General features: G+C 49.6%; 15 protein-coding genes and 1 pseudogene. 9 read left to right on the forward strand and 7 right to left on the reverse strand.

Features of this window, described 5'->3' with window-relative positions:
• The first annotated feature begins 13 nt into the window (after positions 1 to 13).
• Both NR121_RS17605 and NR121_RS17610 read left to right on the forward strand, forming a co-directional pair.
• Positions 14 to 1,126, forward strand: coding sequence for a cupin domain-containing protein (locus NR121_RS17605; protein ID WP_054818449.1), 1,113 nt, complete (start codon positions 14 to 16; stop codon positions 1,124 to 1,126).
• 70 nt (positions 1,127 to 1,196) lie between these two features.
• A complete protein-coding gene (locus NR121_RS17610; RefSeq protein WP_054818448.1) occupies positions 1,197 to 2,378 on the forward strand; it encodes an FAD-dependent monooxygenase in 1,182 nt (393 codons plus the stop codon).
• A gap of 57 nt (positions 2,379 to 2,435) precedes the next feature.
• On the opposite strand, the gene NR121_RS17615 is transcribed toward NR121_RS17610, so the two are convergent.
• The 3 genes from NR121_RS17615 to speD all read right to left on the reverse strand — a co-directional run bounded on the left by NR121_RS17615 (position 2,436) and on the right by speD (position 6,977).
• A complete protein-coding gene (locus tag NR121_RS17615) occupies positions 2,436 to 4,049 on the reverse strand; it encodes a methyl-accepting chemotaxis protein (protein ID WP_256831589.1) in 1,614 nt (537 codons plus the stop codon).
• Between the two features lie 167 nt (positions 4,050 to 4,216).
• The gene (gene acsA / locus NR121_RS17620) at positions 4,217 to 5,944 is read right to left on the reverse strand and encodes an acetate--CoA ligase (RefSeq protein ID WP_062410775.1); all 1,728 of its coding nucleotides are present in this window, start codon (positions 5,942 to 5,944) and stop codon (positions 4,217 to 4,219) included.
• Between the two features lie 226 nt (positions 5,945 to 6,170).
• A complete protein-coding gene (speD, locus tag NR121_RS17625; protein WP_174349652.1) occupies positions 6,171 to 6,977 on the reverse strand; it encodes an adenosylmethionine decarboxylase in 807 nt (268 codons plus the stop codon).
• 204 nt (positions 6,978 to 7,181) lie between these two features.
• Between speD and NR121_RS17630 the strand changes: the two genes are divergently transcribed.
• The 7 genes from NR121_RS17630 (at position 7,182) to NR121_RS17660 (ending at position 13,623) form a co-directional block, all read left to right on the forward strand.
• A complete protein-coding gene (locus NR121_RS17630; protein WP_054818444.1) occupies positions 7,182 to 7,910 on the forward strand; it encodes an amino acid ABC transporter ATP-binding protein in 729 nt (242 codons plus the stop codon).
• Positions 7,911 to 7,984: 74 nt separating this feature from the next.
• On the forward strand, positions 7,985 to 8,746 hold the full coding sequence (locus NR121_RS17635) for a transporter substrate-binding domain-containing protein (protein ID WP_254611166.1): 762 nt from the start codon (positions 7,985 to 7,987) through the stop codon (positions 8,744 to 8,746).
• Positions 8,747 to 8,824: 78 nt separating this feature from the next.
• A complete protein-coding gene (locus NR121_RS17640) occupies positions 8,825 to 9,481 on the forward strand; it encodes an amino acid ABC transporter permease (RefSeq protein ID WP_054818442.1) in 657 nt (218 codons plus the stop codon).
• A 15-nt stretch (positions 9,482 to 9,496) separates the two neighbouring features.
• Positions 9,497 to 10,147: an amino acid ABC transporter permease gene (locus NR121_RS17645; protein ID WP_062410772.1), complete on the forward strand. Its 651-nt coding sequence runs from the start codon at positions 9,497 to 9,499 to the stop codon at positions 10,145 to 10,147.
• A gap of 102 nt (positions 10,148 to 10,249) precedes the next feature.
• The gene (locus NR121_RS17650) at positions 10,250 to 11,545 is read left to right on the forward strand and encodes an ATP-binding protein (RefSeq protein WP_174349613.1); all 1,296 of its coding nucleotides are present in this window, start codon (positions 10,250 to 10,252) and stop codon (positions 11,543 to 11,545) included.
• Entirely contained in the window at positions 11,520 to 12,437 is a 918-nt protein-coding gene (locus NR121_RS17655) for a response regulator (RefSeq protein ID WP_054818441.1), read from the forward strand. Before NR121_RS17650 ends, NR121_RS17655 begins: the two co-directional genes overlap by 26 nt.
• Before the next feature lie 106 nt (positions 12,438 to 12,543).
• On the forward strand, positions 12,544 to 13,623 hold the full coding sequence (locus tag NR121_RS17660; protein WP_062410769.1) for a lactonase family protein: 1,080 nt from the start codon (positions 12,544 to 12,546) through the stop codon (positions 13,621 to 13,623).
• Between the two features lie 84 nt (positions 13,624 to 13,707).
• Here the strand turns inward: NR121_RS17660 and NR121_RS17665 are convergent, their stop codons facing one another.
• From NR121_RS17665 to NR121_RS17680, 4 genes and pseudogenes are all read right to left on the reverse strand, one after another.
• Positions 13,708 to 14,583 (reverse strand): radical SAM/SPASM domain-containing protein, encoded by an 876-nt coding sequence (locus NR121_RS17665; RefSeq protein ID WP_256831591.1) that lies wholly within the window; start codon positions 14,581 to 14,583, stop codon positions 13,708 to 13,710.
• Positions 14,580 to 15,065, reverse strand: coding sequence for an acyl-CoA thioesterase (locus NR121_RS17670; protein WP_054818439.1), 486 nt, complete (start codon positions 15,063 to 15,065; stop codon positions 14,580 to 14,582). Before NR121_RS17670 ends, NR121_RS17665 begins: the two co-directional genes overlap by 4 nt.
• Positions 15,066 to 15,176: 111 nt before the next feature.
• Positions 15,177 to 15,516: pseudogene (locus tag NR121_RS17675) on the reverse strand (transposase); the annotation flags it as partial.
• A gap of 236 nt (positions 15,517 to 15,752) precedes the next feature.
• The gene (locus tag NR121_RS17680; protein ID WP_256831616.1) at positions 15,753 to 18,659 is read right to left on the reverse strand and encodes an S-layer homology domain-containing protein; all 2,907 of its coding nucleotides are present in this window, start codon (positions 18,657 to 18,659) and stop codon (positions 15,753 to 15,755) included.
• Between the last annotated feature and the right edge of the window lie 161 nt (positions 18,660 to 18,820).

Genomic DNA, 18,820 nt, shown 5'->3' on the forward strand with positions numbered 1-18,820 from the left:
GAGGTGTGGTCGCATGGCAGAAAAAATGGAATTTTTCCAAAGTCAAACCGTACAAGATTTTAATAAGGAAATCGAGAAGTACCATCTGGGACCTCTTTGGAATGCCATCCCTGACTTGATGCATAAACAGCCTACTCCGCAAGCCGTACCTTATCTGTGGAAATGGGAGACGCTGTACGCCAAGCTCATGGAAGCCAGAGAAATTTTCACGCCCGATCGCGGCGGTGAAAGAAGAGCCATCTATTTGCAAAACCCGGGATTAACCTACCGGCAGCCCTGGGGATGGGCTTCCACTACCCAAACCCTGTATGCGGCGGTTCAGTTAATCCTCCCTGGCGAAACCGCGCCGTCACACCGGCATACGCAAAGCGCTCTCCGTTTCATCATGAAAGGAGAAGGAGCTTACACTATCGTTCAAGGCGAACGCATCTTCATGGAAGAAGGAGATTTTCTGACCACGCCGGGAGGGCTTTGGCATGGCCATGCCCATCCCGGAAATCAGCCGATGATCTGGATGGATTGCCTGGATATACCGACCATCTACGCGATCGGCGGGACGTTCTTTGAAAATTACCCTGAAAGGATCGAACAGCCGAAGGTGCCGGATAATTATACCGCTCAACGCTATGAAGGCGGCATGGTTCGCCCCATCTCGGATCGCAAATCCCAAGTTGCGCCTCTGGGCTCTTTCAAATGGAAGCAGACCTTGGCTGCACTCGAAGGCTTAAGCCGGTTTGAACCGGACCCGTACGATGGCTATGCGGTAGAATATATCAATCCGTCCAACGGAAAAACAGCGAACCCGAACATTGCTTCCTGGATGCAGAAGCTTCCTAAAGGATTTCACTCCAAAGCGCACAGGCATACCAGCTCCACCATTTATCAGGTATTCAAAGGCACAGGTTATACCGTCATCAACGGGATTCGTTATGATTGGTCCCAAGGCGATTTCCTTGTCGTACCGAACTGGGCCTGGCACGAGCATGTCGCTGCGGAAGAATCTTATTTGTTCTCCGTTAGCGACCTGCCGATTATGGAGAAGTTTGATCTTCAACGTGAAGAACATTATGAAGAGAATCAAGGGAACCAGGAAATTGTGGATGAATTTAAACCTCTGTTACCTTAACTCGCAAGTTCCGGATTCATTCCCTTATCCGCTTTAATTTAAATCAACATTATTAGAGGAGCATACCGTTATGACGAAAGAAATAAACGTTCCGTTCCTGATCGTTGGCGGCGGCATCGGCGGTCTCGCGACTGCGCTCGGTGTTACCCAGACGGGTCGATCCGTACATGTGCTAGAGCAAGCGCCTGAATTCGGCGAGATCGGCGCAGGTATCCAGCTGGCGCCAAATGCTACGGCGGTATTAGACAAACTGGGGGTACTTGACGCCATATCGGAATATGCGGTCTTTCCGAAACGTTTGGTGCTGATGGATGCCTTTACCGGAAAAGAACTTAGCGCGCTTAATCTTGGCGAGGCCTTCCTCGAGCGTTACGGTTATCCGTACATCGTGCTGCACCGTTCCGATTTGCACAAGGCTTTGCTTGATGCTTGCCGGGCTAACGACCAGATTACGCTGGTGAACAACCAAGTGGTGCAATCTGCCGAGAATGTCGGCGAGAAGGTCCGGGTTACCTGCTCCGACGGTACAACCTACCTCTCCGGCGCAGTGATCGGAGCTGACGGACTGTGGTCTAATACACGCAAACTGTTCAGTCCCGACAAGCCCGTCTGCTCGCAATATGTAGCTTACCGCGGCGCGATCCCTATGTCTGAGATTACTCCGAGCGCCGACCTGGATGATGTCATCATGTGGATCGGCCCTAACCTCCACCTTGTCCAGTACCCTGTACGCCGGAAGGAGCTTTACAACCAAGTGGTTGTATTCAAAAGCTTCCGATACAAGGAAGATTCCGATGACTGGGGCACACCGGAGGAGTTGGATGAGCATTTCGGCACATGCTGCGAGCCTGTACGCCATGCCGTGACCTTCATTCAACGTCAGCGCCGCTGGCCGATGTATGACCGGGAGCCGATCGGTAACTGGACGGCGGGACGCATTACCCTGCTCGGAGACGCCGCCCACCCTATGTTGCAGTATCTCGCTCAAGGTGGTTGCCAGGCCTTGGAGGATGTGGCATGTCTGACCGAATCTCTCCGCAAGTACGGCAACGATACGGAAAAGGCTTTCCTGGCCTATCAGGAGGAACGCATTCCACGCACGGCGGAAGTGCAGCGCAGCGCCCGCCTGTGGGGCGAATTCCTCCACACCGGAGACGCCATGGCCATCCTTCTGCGGAACAGAATTCTAGCCGGGCGAAGCGCTGACGACTTCAGTGTTTCCGACTGGCTCTACGGCCGCAGATACATGTAAATGTTCTTTATAAGAAACAACAGGTTGTGACAATATCGCGGCCTGTTGTTTCGCAAGCTATTCCATTACAAATCGACCAGTGATCTTTTGCAGATTGCCGGAAATGCTTTTGAGCAATTCCGCTTGTTCAGCAATGAGTTCCGTAGCCATATGATGCTGTTCTCCGTTGACCGCCATGGATTGCGCAGATGCGGTAAACTGCTGGGATATATCCCAAATCGTCTTTATCCTGTCTTCCATAGAATGGAGTCCCAGCTGAATTTCACGCATTTCCGCGGAGTGTACGACCGCTTGTTCGGCCGTCCGGCTGCATTTGTCGGCGACATCGCGAATCATTTCGTTCAATTCGCCCAGCGTGCGGATTCCCCGTTCTACAGCAAACTGCCCCGCTTTCACACTGGCTGCGGTTTCTTTCGATTTCAGCGCCATATTATGCGTCAGCTCTATCGCGCGATCCGCCACCTCATTGGATGTAGCGGCAAGCTTGCGCACTTCATCGGCTACCACCCCAAATCCCCTGCCCTCTTCCCCGGCTCTTGCCGCTTCAATCGCCGCGTTCAGCGCCAACAAATTCGTCTGTTCGGCGATTTCCCGTATGTAAGTTATGAACTCTCTCATTTCTTGCGATTGCCGCTCCAGCTCTTCCATAGATGAAACACTCTGCTTGCTCGTTTCATGCAAATCATTCATTTCCTTGCGCATCTCCAATGTTTTCTCCAGTCCCATATGAGAGGACGCCCGTGCCTCCTCGGATATCCTGCCGGAAAGCTCCAATTCTTGACCGGCCCGGCTGACCAGCTCTTGAATCTGTTTCATCAAGCTGCTGTTTTGTTCTATGAGCTCCAGCTGGTCGGTTGCTCCCGCGCTCACTTCCTGCATACTTGCCGACAGCTGCTCGGCCGAGGAAAGAAGCCGGCGAAGTTCATCCGCCTGTTCAGAGCCGATGGTATTGACGGTCGCTGAAACCTCCTTCATCTCCGACAAAATCGTTCTCATGCCGATGACAATTTTGTTAATTTCAAATGAAACCTGCCCGAGCTCATTGCGCCTGGAGCCTGCCGGAACGGGCATGAGCTTGCCTGAAGAGATCGCCTTCATCCTTTCCGTCCAGTTTTTTATTCCCTGAAAAACGGTTCGCTGCAAGTAAACGCTTACAAGCAAGAATGACGCCAACAACAGCAAACTCAGCCATACGCGTTCGCCCGCCGAATCGGCCAACCAAAGTCCGCCCAATCCGATGAGCAGAGGAATGCCGAATAAGCTATAAAACAGGGTCCGAAACGATAAAGACTGCACAACTACGCCTAACCGCAAATTATACGGCGAATCCTTCCTTCCGGGAATGTTCACCGGAACCGCTGCATCCAATAAGACCTCTCCTGTATTCCGGTGGTAAATCTGGGTTAACGGTTCGCTCGTTTGAGCGGCCGCCAGGCCGACGGTGTCGTTGAAGATCGTGCCCTCCCGGAGCCGATTGGTATGCAGGACGGAAAGACCCTGATGCTCTACGAGCAAAAAGTATTCGTCATGCTGAAGACCATTGTCGAGCAGCGCCCGAATTTCTTCCGACCTTTCGGACAAATCATGTCCCTCCAAAAGCTTGCCGATCTCTGCCGCCATGGATTGTACTTTGGCTAATGCGCGATGTTCCAGCTGTTTAGGTATTTTCACATGGAATGCCCCCTTCACTTTGCCAGCGCTATAATAGATGAAGCCATAAGCCTATACCTGTTATCGGATGTAGATATGGATAAATTTAGCATTTATTTTGCGGTCCATAAGAAAAAAGGGCGAATCCCAAAGCATACACCCGCTTCGGGAACAGCCCAAACATCGCATTAATCCTCAATAGTGGAAAGATCTCCTGTCGGAAGGCCTAACTCCTGGGCCTTCAACACCCTGCGCATGATTTTGCCGGATCTTGTCTTGGGCAGCTTGCCTACCACCTCGATTTCCCGTGGGGCCGAATGTGCGGAAAGCCCGTTGCGCACAAATAAACGAATTTCCTCCAGCAGCTCCGGCGTTTCGCGATAACCCTCGCGCAAAGAGATGAATGCTTTGATGATCTCGCCGCGAATCGGATCAGGCTTACCGATCACGCCCGCTTCCGCCACAGCGGGATGCTCCACGAGTTTGCTTTCCACATCGAACGGACCGACCCTTTCGCCCGATGTGTTGATCACATCGTCCACGCGGCCTTGGAACCAGAAGTAGCCGTCTTCGTCACGGTAAGCGGAGTCGCCTGAAATGTACCAGCCCTTCAGACGGAAATACTCTTCATATTTGGCCGGGTTGTTCCAAATCTTGCGCATCATGGACGGCCACGGGGTACGGATGGCCAGATTGCCCAGGCGATACGGCGGCAGTTCATTGCCCTGGTCATCGACAATCGCCGCTTGAATGCCCGGGAACGGCTTGCCCATCGATCCCGGACGCATATCCATACATGGGAAATTAACAATCATATGCGCACCGGTTTCCGTCATCCACCATGTATCGTGAATTCGTTTGCCGAATACTTTCATTCCCCAGCGGATCACTTCGGGGTTTAGCGGTTCGCCCACGGAAAGCACATGACGAAGCGTGGATAAATCGGACTTTCTTGCCACTTCATCGCCCGCAGACATCAGCATCCGAAACGCCGTCGGCGCGCTGTACCAAACCGTAACCTTGTAATCCTCAATCGTCTGATACCAGCGCTCGGGAGAAAATCGTCCGCCGCGGATCAGATTGGTCGCCCCGTTCAACCATGGGGCAAATATACCGTATGTGGTTCCGGTCACCCACCCCGGATCGCCGGTACACCAGTAAATATCGTCATCCTGCAGGTCCAGTACCCATTTGCCGGTAATGTAATGCTGGATCATGGCTCCGTGAACGTGGAGCACGCCTTTGGGCTTGCCCGTCGATCCGGATGTATAGTGCAATATGAAGGGATGTTCAAGATCAACCCATGCAATGTCCAATTCGTCGGACGCTTCCGCCATCTCCTGACGGTAATCGATTTCTCCCGGAAGCCATTGCTCCTGTTCATCGACAACAATGACATATTTCAAGTGCGGGAGCTTATCGCGCGGAATACGCTGCTTCAACGCGGAGGTTGTGACAATGGCCACTGCTTCGGCATCGGCGAGCCGGTCCAGTACAGCCCCTTCCATAAAGGCTTCGAACAAAGGGCCGACGATTGCGCCGATCTTGATCGTTCCTATGATACCCGTATAAATCTCCGGGTTCCTCGGCATGAAGAAAAAGACACGGTCTCCTTGACCAATGCCCAGCTTCAGCAGCAAATTACCGAACCGGTTGGAGATTTGGCTGAGCTGCTCGAATGTATATTTTTCCTTACGCGCGTCATCCTCATAAATTAAGGCCGTTTTATTCTTTAGAGACCCTTGCGCATGGCGGTCGATCGCCTCGTAGGCCAAATTGCAATTGCCTGTTTGATGCCAAGTAAATTGAGTCTTGATTTCGTCCCAGCGAAACGTACTGTAAGCGGATTCGTAGGATTGCAGATTATACCTCCCTTTCACACTTGGAATCGTTTCGACAAGTTGGCGTTCTGTCATGAAACCAGCCCCTTAACCAATATTGAAAGCGCTTTATACCGATTATACACGGATTTGCTTATTATAGTGAAAAACGCGCGCGAATCGTTAAAAAAAGGGTATGAAACGTAAAAAAACAATCCTGTACGGGTACTACGAATGGTTAGAAACAGGAAAGACACCAAAAGATCGTTTTCATCCAATATCCGTGATCCGGATGGAAAACGATCGCTTTTCCCGTTCTGCCTCAGTACATATTTTTCCCGTAAAATATTTCGTCCATCTCCATATTCAAGCTTTCCGTTATGTCCTTTTGCTTCTCCGGACTCAGCTTGTCTTTCGTATATCCAAACAAATAATTGTTCAAATCAAATGCTTTGAGCTTGCATTTCGTATGGAAAATATTTTCCTGATATACATTGACGTCAATCATGTCATATAAGCTTTTGATTTCCTCCGGAATGTAATTTTGGATGGAGCTGATCTCGTGATCGACGAATAATTTGTGGCCGTTGATATCTCTCGTGAAGCCGCGAACCCGGTAATCGATCGTCATAATGTCCGTATCAAACGAATGAATCAAATAATTCAGCGCTTTGAGTGGCGAAATTTCCCCGCAGGTAGACACGTCGATGTCCGCCCTAAACGTACTGATCCCTTCATCCGGATGGTATTCGGGATACGTATGAACCGTAATATGGCTTTTGTCCAGCTGCATGACGACCGTTGCCGGGAGAGGTCCGGGCGATTCCTCGAACGATTCCGTAGGGGCTTCTTCCACCGGTCCCTCCGAAATCAGCAAAGTCACACTGGAGCCCTGGGGGATATAATCCTGCTTTGCGATATTCAAGACGTGCGCGCCTATAATATCGGATACGTCCTTGAGAATGCTGGTCAATCGGTCGGCATTATATTGTTCATCTATATATTCCAGGTAAGCTTCGCGTTCTTCTTTTGTTTCCGTATAGCAAATGTCATACATATTAAAGCTTAACGATTTGGTAAGATTATTAAAGCCATGCAATTGGATTCGCTGCTCCGGCGTTAGCTTCATCATGAATTTCCCCTTATTCTTGAGATTCAATGAATACTATTCCCTTTTTCCTGTTTACCCATTCTTTTCCCTTTAGGACATGGTAAAGAAAATAATGTTCATTTTTTTTGAATCGTTTCTGTCGGATCCGGTCGTTTTCGGTTGTTTGAGGAATACCATGATTTCATTCACGTAAACAATCCTGACAAAAGAAGGGGGAGCCCGATGATACATTTCCATCAGGTCAATAAACATTACGGCCAATTTCATGTGCTGAAGGATATTAACCTATCGATAAAACAAGGCGAAGTCGTTGTTGTCATTGGTCCTTCCGGTTCCGGGAAAAGCACGATGGTTCGCTGCATCAACCGATTGGAAACGATCACAGACGGCGAATTGATTGTCGACGGTGTTAGAATCAATGACAAGTCGACGGACATCAATAAATTGCGCCGGAATATCGGAATGGTGTTCCAGCATTTTAACTTATACCCGCATAAAACCGTACTTGAAAATATTACTCTCGCTCCCATGAAAGTAAACGGGATATCCAAAGAGGAAGCGGAAAAGACCGCCATGTTTTACCTTGAGAAAGTCGGCATACCCGATAAAGCGAATTCGTATCCGTCTCAGCTGTCCGGCGGCCAGCAGCAGCGTGTCGCCATTGCGCGCGGTCTTTCGATGAAACCGAAAATCATGCTGTTCGACGAACCGACGTCGGCACTCGATCCGGAAACCATCGGGGAAGTCCTCGACGTGATGAAAAAGCTGGCGCGCGAAGGCATGACCATGGTCGTGGTCACCCACGAAATGGGATTCGCCAAAGAAGTCGCCGACCGGGTCGTGTTTATGGACCAGGGTCAAATTATTGAAGAAGCACCGCCGGCTGAGTTTTTTGCCAACCCGCGCGAAGAACGGGCACGCTTATTCCTCAGCCGTATCTTAAACCACTAATTCAGGTAAAGGAGAGGTTCGCAATGAAACGTTGGGGTAAAATGATGAGTATTGCTTTAACCGCCGTATTGGCCATGGGCACTTTGGCAGCCTGTAGCAAGCCGTCTGACCAGAAAGCGCAAGGAACGATCGCGAAAATCAAAGAGCAGGGCAAAGTTATCGCCGGTGTGAAGTATGACCTGAATTTGTTCGGATTAAAAGATCCGTCTACCGGCCAGGTTCAAGGCTTGGACATCGATATCGCGAAAGCCATAGCCAAGAAAGTGCTTGGTGACGAGAACGCGATCGAGCTTAAGGAAGTGACCTCCAAAACGCGGATTCCCATGCTGAAAAACGGCGAAATCGATATGATCGTGGCGACGATGACGATTACGGAGGAGCGCAAGCAGGAGATCGATTTCTCCGACGTCTATTTCACAGCGGGGCAATCGCTTCTTGTTCCGGCTAACAGTCCAATTACATCGGTCAAGGATCTGACGAAAGCTTCCAAGGTGCTTACGGCAAAAGGCTCCACGTCCACCAAAAACGTTCGCGAGGCGGCGCCGGACGCGCAAGTGCTTGAATTCGAAAACTACGCCGAAGCGTTTACTGCATTGAAAGCCGGCCAAGGCGACGCATTGACGACCGATAACGCTCTTCTGTTCGGTATGGCAAAGCAGGACCCGAACTTCAAGGTATTGGACGAAACGTTCACGGAAGAGCCGTACGGCATTGGTATCCGTAAAGGCGATACCGAGTTTGTGAACCTGGTGAACGAAACCTTGAAGGAATTGAAGGAAAACGGTCAATACGATGCCATTTACGAGAAATGGATCGGCAAAAAACCGACGAAGTAATAAAAGCCGAGGGGATGAGCGCAAGCCGCTGGTCTCCTCTATGCTTTCAAACGGGATGTAAGGAGGGAACTTAGGGATATGTTTATTGATTTTACGGTCCTGACCGACAATATAGACCGCTACATGATCGGCTTCGGCGGAACCGTCGCAGCAAGCGTGATATCCCTCATTGCCAGTTTTATTCTCGGCACGGTGATTGCGGTGTTTCGAATTACCCCTTTTAAGCCGCTTCAATGGTTCGGCACGGCCTATGTTGAATTTATTCGGAATATTCCTTTGCTGCTGATTGCTTTTTTCGTTCTGGTCGGACTTCCAATCCTGACGGGCGTTGTCCTGGTTCCGTTCGTGACCGGATTGGTTGCCTTAACCGTATATACCTCCGCCTTTATCGCGGAAGCGATTCGCGCCGGTATTCAGACGGTGCCTAAAGGTCAGATGGAAGCCGCACGCTCATCCGGCTTAACCTACCTTCAAGCCATGTGGCACATCATCTTGCCGCAGGCCATTAAAATAGTGATTCCGCCGCTCGGCAACCAGTTTTTGAACCTGGTGAAAAACTCTTCGATCTTTACGGTTTTGTCCGCGTCGGATCTCATGTATCAAGCCGATTTGATTAATTCGGATACCTTCGATACGTTCAGCTCCTATATCTTTGCTGCGTTATTTTACTTGATTTTGACCATTCCACTCAGCTACGGCGTGCGATATCTGGAACGCAGGTACGCGGGGAATTAAAGGAGGGGAAGCGTAATGGATTTTATAGGTGCATTGTCCCCTGTCAATATACAATTTATGCTGCAAGGCTTTCTGCTCACGATTGAGGTGGCAATCCTCTCCATTGCGATCAGTTTTGTCATCAGTATTCTTGTGGGCACCGTTCGGTACGCCAAGGTACCTGTATTAGGCAAAGTATTCGCGGTCCTGGTCGAGACCATCCGCAACCTGCCGCTGCTTTTGATCATCTTTTTTACCTACTTCGCTCTGCCGGAGGTCGGCATCAAGCTGGATAAGTTTACAGCGGCCGTCGTCGCTCTGGTGATTTTTGAATCGGCCATGATCTCCGAGATCGTGCGAAGCGGGTTGAATTCGGTCGAAAAAGGGCTCATCGAAGCCGGACGTTCCTCCGGATTGACAGCGACGCAAACGTTAAGATATATTGTTCTTCCGATCGCTCTTCGCCGGATGGTGCCACCTATGGTCAGCCAATTTATCTCGCTGCTGAAGGATACGTCTTTAGCGGTGGTGATTGCGCTGCCGGAGCTGATGAACCACGTGCAGATCATTAACGGTCACAATATCAATTACGTCATACCGACGTTCCTGTTTGCAGCTTTGCTCTATTTTGCAGTCAATTACCTGCTTTCTATCGCATCGCACAGGCTCGAAAATAAACAGGCCTAAAATTATGAATCTTTTCCCACGCGACAAAATGCTCTTTCTTCCTGTACCATAGGAAGAGGGAGTATTTTTGGTATCCGGAGCAGAAAGGAGCGGCGAATCAAGATGCGGGATCACAGATTGTTCATCTGGGTCGTCATACTTCTGTCGACGGCGCTGCTGGGAGAGGTGAAAATGATCCCATTCGGCGGGGATTTCCGATTTTCACTTGGTATCGCGGCGTATTTCTTCGGATTATTGTGGTTTTCCGTTCCCGTCCTTGCAACAGGCTTATCGGCAGGTTTGTTTATCGTCTTTTTTCGGATTGTGATGGATGCTTCGCTGTACGGTATTCCTTGGACCGAAGGCATCGTGCAGCATATGCCTGTATTTTTTTATTATGTTACGTTTGCGGTGGTCATCTCCCTGCTAAAAATAAAAACTAACGTGGAATATCCGTTGAAGGTCGGTTTTTACGGTGCGTTTGCGGATATCGCGTCCAATGGAGCGGAGCTGCTGATTCGTATGGTGTCGGGCTCGCCAACCATGATAACGATCCATGGGGCTTTGATGATTGTACTGATCGGCTTGCTTCGCAGCTTCTTTGTCGTCGGACTCTGCAATATGCTGGCCATTCGGCAGGTGAGGGCCCAGGGAGAGCAGCGCCGGCAGGAATTGGAGCGGTTAATGCTCATTAATTCGGATTTATTTGAAGAAGCCTTTTATCTTCGCAAATCGATGTCCCATATTGAGGACATCACCCGGGAGAGCTACCGCTTATCCAAGGAGCTAAAAATTCTTTCTCCTCCTCATGCGGCGCAAGCGCTCCATATCGCGGAGAACGTGCATGAACTCAAGAAGGATTCCCAGCGCATTCTATCCGGCTTATCCAAAATCATTCAGCAGGAACGGATGCTGTCCAAGCGCATCCCCATTTCGTTTCTTTGCTCGATGGTAGCGAGGGCCAATAAAAACTACAGCCTGCTGCTGGGTAAAACCATCGAACTGGATAACCGATGCGACGTAAATCTTTCTACCGATGAGATTTATCCGCTTCTTTCCGTACTGAACAATATCGTATCCAATGCGGTCGAGGCCATTGAATCCCAGGGACGGATTGAACTCCGGGTCGATCTCGAATTCGATTCCGTCGTATTCTACGTGACAGACAACGGTCCCGGCATCTCTCACGATGAGTTGGACTTAATCTTTCACCCCGGCTATACGACCAAATTCGACGACGAAGGGAACTCGTCAACCGGTATTGGTCTTTCGCACGCGGCGGATATTGTCCGTTTGCTCGGGGGGAACATAAGCGTATACAGCGTACCGGGTCAAACAAGGTTTGAAGTCCGGATTCCGTCGGAACGTTTAATACAAAGGGAGGAGGCCGATCATGCTGAAATTTTATCTGGTGGATGACGACCCTGCCGTCCGAAAAATGATTTCCCGGATCATTAGAGAAAGCGGCCTCGGAGAGGTCATCGGCGAATCAGATGACGGAGCGCAAACATCCAGAGAAGACATTCGGGATGCTCAAATCGTGATCATCGATTTATTGATGCCTGGCCGCGACGGGATTGAAACCGTCAAAGCGCTTAGGGAAGAAGGCTACGAGGGCAGGTTTATCATGATTTCACAGGTAGAGAATAAGGAAATGATCGGGGAGGCTTACCAGCAAGGAGTCGATACCTTCATCCAAAAGCCGATTAACCGCCTGGAGGTTCTTGCCGTCTTAAGACGTGTATCGGATCATTTATTATTGGAAAAATCCATGCAAACCATCCGTCAATCGCTGAGTTTATTGGAGACATCGGGCATTGCGGATCCCAAAGGAAAAACGGCCGAGCGGAAGGAAAAATCCATCGAAGAACAGGCCAGATCCTTATTGCCGCTATTGGGCATCGCCGGAGAAGCGGGTGCCTCTGACCTGATCCATATTGTCGGTTGGTTGAAAGAGCAGGAACAAGACGGGAATATGCTGCCCGATTTGCCGCCGCTCAAAACCATTTATGAGCAGGTTGCCAAGAAGAACAGCCAGCATCCGGATGCAAGCATGCTCAAGGACGTGCGCGCGCTGGAGCAGCGGGTACGCCGGCTGGCGCTGCAATCTCTTACCCATCTTTCATCTTTGGGATTAAACGATTACGGAAACCCGACTTTCGAATATTTTGCCTCCCGTTTATTCGATTTTCAGGAGGTGCGCAACAGGATGCGAGAACTGGAGGAAGACAGCAAGACGTCGTCCTCCAAGTTGAATATTCGAAAATTTCTGTATGTATTCTATATGGAGGCGCGTTCTCCAAGTCATTGAAGCCACATCGTTCCTATTTTTTGCATTTGAGATCTCATTTGCCTGCGGGCAGCGGATTTGCGATAATGTGTTTATGACTTTAATGGAAAAAAAGGAATGATGGTTAATGGAGAAAAAGAAGAAGGTGCTTGCTTTCCTGGGATCCTACGCGGATTCGTCCGGTCCCGGATTATATGCCTGCCGGTTCGATACGGAAACCGGAAGTCTCGAAATCGTTGATCAAGCCGACGGCCTTCAAAACCCGACTTTTCTCGATGTCGATCCTGCCGGAAAGAAGCTGTACGCCATAACGGAAGGAACGGATTCCAGCGGTCAGCGCCGCGGAGCCGCTGCCGCTTTTCATTTCGATCCGGCAAGCGTCAAATTAACCTTGGTAAATAAGGAAAACACCGTACCGGCCCCTACCTGCCATATCACCCTGGATCATTCCCGCCAATGTGTCATCGTATCCAGCTACCATGGCGGCATGATCGGGCTGTCCCCGCTTCTGGAGGACGGAAGCATCGGTGCGACAACGGATATCCACCAGCATCGGGGCTCCAGCATTCTTCCCGTGCAGAACCAGCCGCGTGCGCATTCCGTTTTTCTCGACCGTTCCAATCGCTTTGCCGTCGCTTCCGATCTGGGCCTGGATCGAATCTTGATCTACAGGCTGGATCTTCCCAGCCAACGGTTGATTCCTCATGGGGAAGTCGGGGTTGCGCCCGGATCCGGTCCGCGGCACTTTGCCTTTCATCCGTCATTGCCTTACGGCTACGTGATTAATGAGCTGAATGCCACCATTACCGCGTTCTTCTATAATGAGGAACAAGGGGAATTGAGTGAAATTCAAACGGTGTCTACTCTGCCTGACTCCTATAAGGGAGAAAACGCATGTGCGGATATTCATATTTCCCCCGACGGCCGTTTTCTGTACGGCTCCAACCGCGGACATGACAGCATTGCGGTATACGCCATCGATCCGTTAACAGGCAAGCTCACTTTAGTGGAGCACGCCTCCACGCTGGGCAGGCATCCCCGCAACTTTGCACTGTCGCCGGACGGACGCTTTCTGCTCGCCGCCAACCGGGATTCCAACAATATTGTCACATTCAGCAGAGATGCAAGCACCGGCAAGCTTCTTCCTGCCGGAAGTGTACTGGAAGTGTCCAAGCCCGTGTGCATCAAGTTTGCCGTTTTGGATTAAATTCACGGGCCCGTCCCTCCGTTCTTGCGGAGGGATTTATTCATTTCGGCAGGAGGGTGCCCCACAGCCGAACAGCCATGAAACCTATGCACCGAATCTTTGCCTATAGCCGCACTTCCTGCATAATTCTTCAACAGCCTCTCTCCTGGAAAATCCATAGAAAAGATTGTTCGCTCTTTCACCTTCTACAATTTCAGAGAAAGAACGGCTGTGGATATTCCCTAGATTAATCACGCCTTCTCCATCCAGACAGCAGGGCACGACGGTTCCGTCAACCAGAATCGCGGCATGGCTCCGAAGCGCGTGACAGAAGCCCTTACCGTCATCCTCAGGCGCTTGCAAGCTCGGCCATTGAAATTCATGATCCTGATTCAAATAAATGCGATCTGCAATTTTGACCCCGCTGCCCGGTACGACTTTTTCCTCAATTTTGAAGTCCAGGTTAAACTCTTTCTCCAGCATGGCCAGCGTTTCCCGGTTTCTGCTCTTCTCCAGGTTGGTGGCATTATCTTTATCCAAATTCCACAGCCTGAACGAAATAATCACCTTATGCTCGACCGCTTCCCGGACAAACGAAAAAATGTTGGCCAGGTATTCTTCCCGGTTCGTCGACCCCTCATGCCCGTCAAAGCTGTGAAGCGAGAAGTTCATTTGGCGCAGCGCCGGTTTTCCGAGGATTTTATGCCCGGCTTTATGAATCAGCGTTCCGTTCGTCGTTATATTGACCTTAAAGCCTTTGGCGTGGCATGCGTCGAGCAGCTCATCAATTTTGGGATGAAGAAGCGGCTCGCCTTTGACGTGAAGATAAATATGATTCGTATGCGGCTTGACCTGATCCAATATGTCATTAAAGGTGTCCGGCCTGATAAAATTAGCCTTTCGGCTCGTTTGCGGGCAAAAGGAGCAGGCCAGGTTGCATACGCTTGTAATTTCGATATATACTTTTTTAAAGCTTTTCAAGACCTGCTCCCCATTCTATTCTGTTCTATGGATCGTTCTTCGAATGATCGAATGGCTTCGCGGGCTGCATCGGGTATCGGCGTACTTTTCCCGCTGTTTGTATCCACGAGCACAATCGTCCCTCTTCCGGCTGCTCTCAACTGGCCATTCACGGCCAAGGCGTATTCCAGATCCAGGGAAGAACGTCCTATATTGGCTGTTCTTATATGGAGCTTCAAGGGGTCCCTCAAGTAAATTGACGCCAGATACTGGCATTCCAGGTTGGCAACGACCGATACCGTTTTATCGTTGAACAGATCCTCCGTCAATGCGAGATGTTCAAAATACTCGATGCGTCCCTGCTCGAAATACATAAAGTAGCTGACATTATTCACATGTCCGAGCAGATCCGTCTCACAATAGCGGACTTTAATCGGAATGGAAAAATGAAATTTCTCCAACCAGCTCTGAGGGTCAGGCTGGACAAAGCTTATCGTTTTCACAGGATGAGTCTCCTCTCGTTATGCATGCAGCAGTATATCTACATATTTTAGTGCTAATCTATTGTATTCGCAAATACGGGGCCGTCCCATAAGTTGCTCTCTTACTCGACCTTTTTGGTTCATCGCCGCCCACTTTAATAAATTATGGGCAAGGGAAAGCCACCCGACCTCCAGGCTCACTTTGGGCAAGCCGCGAAGCAGGACGCCGGAAGTTCTGGTTATTTTTCATTTGTCCGAACACACTCTCCGGTTGGATCATACGTCGAACTGACAACGCGTAGCCTTCCTCACTTCGCAGCTTTTCCCGCGTCTGCCGCTTGTAGCGAAGGTACTTGAGACTCACCCGGATTTCCCGGTTCCCTTTGGCTTTCGTGCAGGCATCCTTCAAAGGACAGCCTGTACACTCCCGACTCCGGTAGTGGCGCAGACGAACCTCATATCCGCTTTCCGTTTGTTGCTCCATTGGCAGACAGAGTTGATCCATGTTATATTGAATGTACAAAAGAAGCCCTCCTTTGAATGGTTGCTCGTCACTTCCATTTTACCAAGGTTTGGCTTCTTTTTGTTTTACAAAATTAAAAAAGGGGGTATCCCCGTCACCTCAGTGACTTTTGGGACACCCCCGTCAACATAGCCGTCTCTGCGATTACCTGATTTCAACTTCACAGAGGCGGTTTTCAAATCAATTCAATTAGTTATCGTTATTGTATTCGATAGGCGGCTTGTAAAGCCTTGATAGGACTGAACAATGTAATAAGAGCCTGCTGGTAAAGAAGGTATACTTACCGCACCATTGTGTCCTACAGTATAGGTACTGCCGATGACCGTATTATTGCTTGCATCGTATACACGCACTTCAGCGCCTGAGATTAAACCTGACGATTCCAATGTCGATCCGTTTTGAGTTAAGGCAGGGGCGAGAATCACCGTAACCGGGATTTCTAACGTCATTCCCCCATATACCGCGCTAATCACTGTCGATCCGGAGGCACCAGGTGTGATGACACCATTGGGAGCTACAGCAGCAATGTTCAGATTTTGGGATATATAAACCATATTAGCATCATAAGTCACGTCGGTTACCGTTCCGTCCCATCCGGCTGCACTTACCGTCACACCTAACGGTGTCAAATCATAAAAAACAATCGGACCTGCAGGCGAGTAAGTAAGAGATGTAACCGTAGGTGTGCTTATAATAGAAACCGTATACGTCCGGGATGAAAGACCGTCAAAAGATCTTGCGATCACTTTATCTCCATTCATAACAAAGCCTGTACGAACCGTAGTTCCATCGGATTGGTACACCTCTAACGATGTTCCCGGCGAAACGGAAAGTCCTGCCTTGAAGCTCTCTACCTGCGTATTTGCCGGCACCAGAATTTCGCGCACATTCTGATCAATGCTATATACTGCGGATGTTATCGTAGTATTGCCGATTCCGTTAGCAAGATGGCCTTGTGCAGCACTTTCATTTGCATAAAACTGATTAATATCTGTGAACGAGCTGATCAAGCCGTTAGACACATTCATTTCAAACACAGTCCAATAAAGCTCTGAGCCTGCTCCGGTTGGAATATCGTAAGTTTTTGCAGGCGTTGTCGTAGCCCCCACGTATACCTCAATATGAGCTCCCGATTCCCTCATATTCGTTTCACCGGAAAAATTATGCACATAAAAACGATAAGTACCGTCTACCAATTGACGAATGGTCGTCGTTTCAGGACCATAAGAAGTAACATCGTCATGGTCCAGATCTGCGTATACAGCGCCGGATACGGAATGAATTCTATCCGCATACCAAGTATGGAAAACCCCTCCATTCGGTATTGGACCTACAAGATGCGAATCAAGATCCCGAGGCCGTTCACCCCAGGTTAATACAATACGAATTTCATGGGCTGCCGCTACACGAATAGCCGTTGCATTCTCATTGGTGTTACGCACGTTACTTGCTGAAACTCCAACGAGATAGGTGGTAATAAACCCTGGTTTAGAAAGCTCACCCGTATAAATCCCCGGCGGTAAATCAACAGAATAACGGCCGTTGCTATCGGTGACAACCGTAGCGACGATGGTACCGTCCTTATTATCCAGTCCTCTCCGGAAATGAATCGTCATCCCGGCAACGGGTTGATTCTGAACATCGACAATTCTTCCTTCAAAACCGTATACCGTTTCTGTCACAGTATCATCGTCAGAAGAACTATCATCGTCATTGGAACTGTCATCATCGCCGGAAGAACTGTCATCGTCACTGGAAGAACTGCCGCCGCCTGATGCACCACCGCCGGAAGTACTGCCTACACTTATTCCGTTCCCTGTGGTGATATTGGAAGGAGTACGTTCAAAAGTCGAGCCGTTCGCATTCACGGCGGCACGTTCTATTGTCCCGTTCCCTGTTACGGAAGCTGCCGCATTCAAAATCAATTCGGCGATGGATGCGCCCGTTCCAACATTTATTGTCGAATTGCCTGCTTCCCGGGCAACGGTAAGCTGCTGGATCGAACCCTCAGTCAGGCTTACCCGTACGCTGGTGGCCTGCACATCCACTGTATTGAATTGCCCAGCTAAAGTTACCTGAGCATGAGGGGGCAGCACACTGGAAAGAATGACGTCGGTAATCGTGCTCGTCCCTCTTGCTTCCAGCAAAGCACTCGACTGTACCGTGAATTGCTGTACGCTGGTAGCTCCTTCTGCCACGATACGAACGCTGCCGTCTGCTTTATTTACAATGACGGTAAGCAGCACGGAATCTTCAATATGTACCGAGTTGGCACCACCGCCATTGACAGTGGTAATACCTTTCACCGTTACATTCTTTAAGAAGACATCCCCTTCACCGATCGATTCAGCTAATAGAAGATTGCCTTCAATGACCGTATTTCTCAAAGTAACCCCTTGAGCGCTGATGACTACATTTCCGCGGATCGTCTCTACACCTGTTGCAGGACCAAATGTACCTTTGTGATCGTAGGTCACAACAGGAATCGCGTTAGACTGAATCCGATCCAACAGTACGACAATTTCTGCTCGCGTCATAGCGTTGTTGGGCTTGAATGTTCCATCTTCATATCCGGATAAGTACCCTTTGGCAGCAAGTGCACCAATGGAACCCTTGCTCCAGCCGGCAAATTGCGCCGCATCTTTGAATGTTTCGGCACCCGCAGCATTTTCTTGCAGTTTAAGCACATTTTTCAGCACGACTGCTGCTTCTTCACGACTGATTTGTTGATCAGGATGAATTGTTCCATCCGGGTAACCGCTAACATATCCCGCCGCTTGAGCACGGGCTATTTCAGATACGGCCCAATGCGAAGCACTAAGGTCCGTGAAGGATACGGAAGCTTCCTGGCTAAAGTGGAAAGAGCGATTAACTAAAGTAAAAAATTCCGCTCTGCTGATACTCTGATCCGGCTTATAAGTTCCATCCGAATAACCTGACAATAAACCCTTGTCGATCCATTGCCTCATTTCTTTCTCGGCCCAATGCTTGTTAATGTCGGAAGGCGCCGAAGCTGGTGCTGCGATCACGAAGCCCGGTAATGCGATGAGCACGCATAACAGGAGTACGATCGCTTTGGATACATACTTCATTCGTCTCACCCATAGTTCCTCCTTAAGTTATAGTAGCATGTATATATTACCATCGTAAGATCAAAGCTACAACAAAATTTTACATTTTTTTAGTCTTATTTTCCCATTTTTTTATTTCCATTTTAGTTCAAAAGAAACAGTATTTCCCGGGAAAGTTTCTG

The sequence above is a fragment of the Paenibacillus sp. Pae15 genome (assembly GCF_024519685.1).
Lineage (GTDB): Bacteria > Bacillota > Bacilli > Paenibacillales > NBRC-103111 > Paenibacillus_G > Paenibacillus_G naphthalenovorans.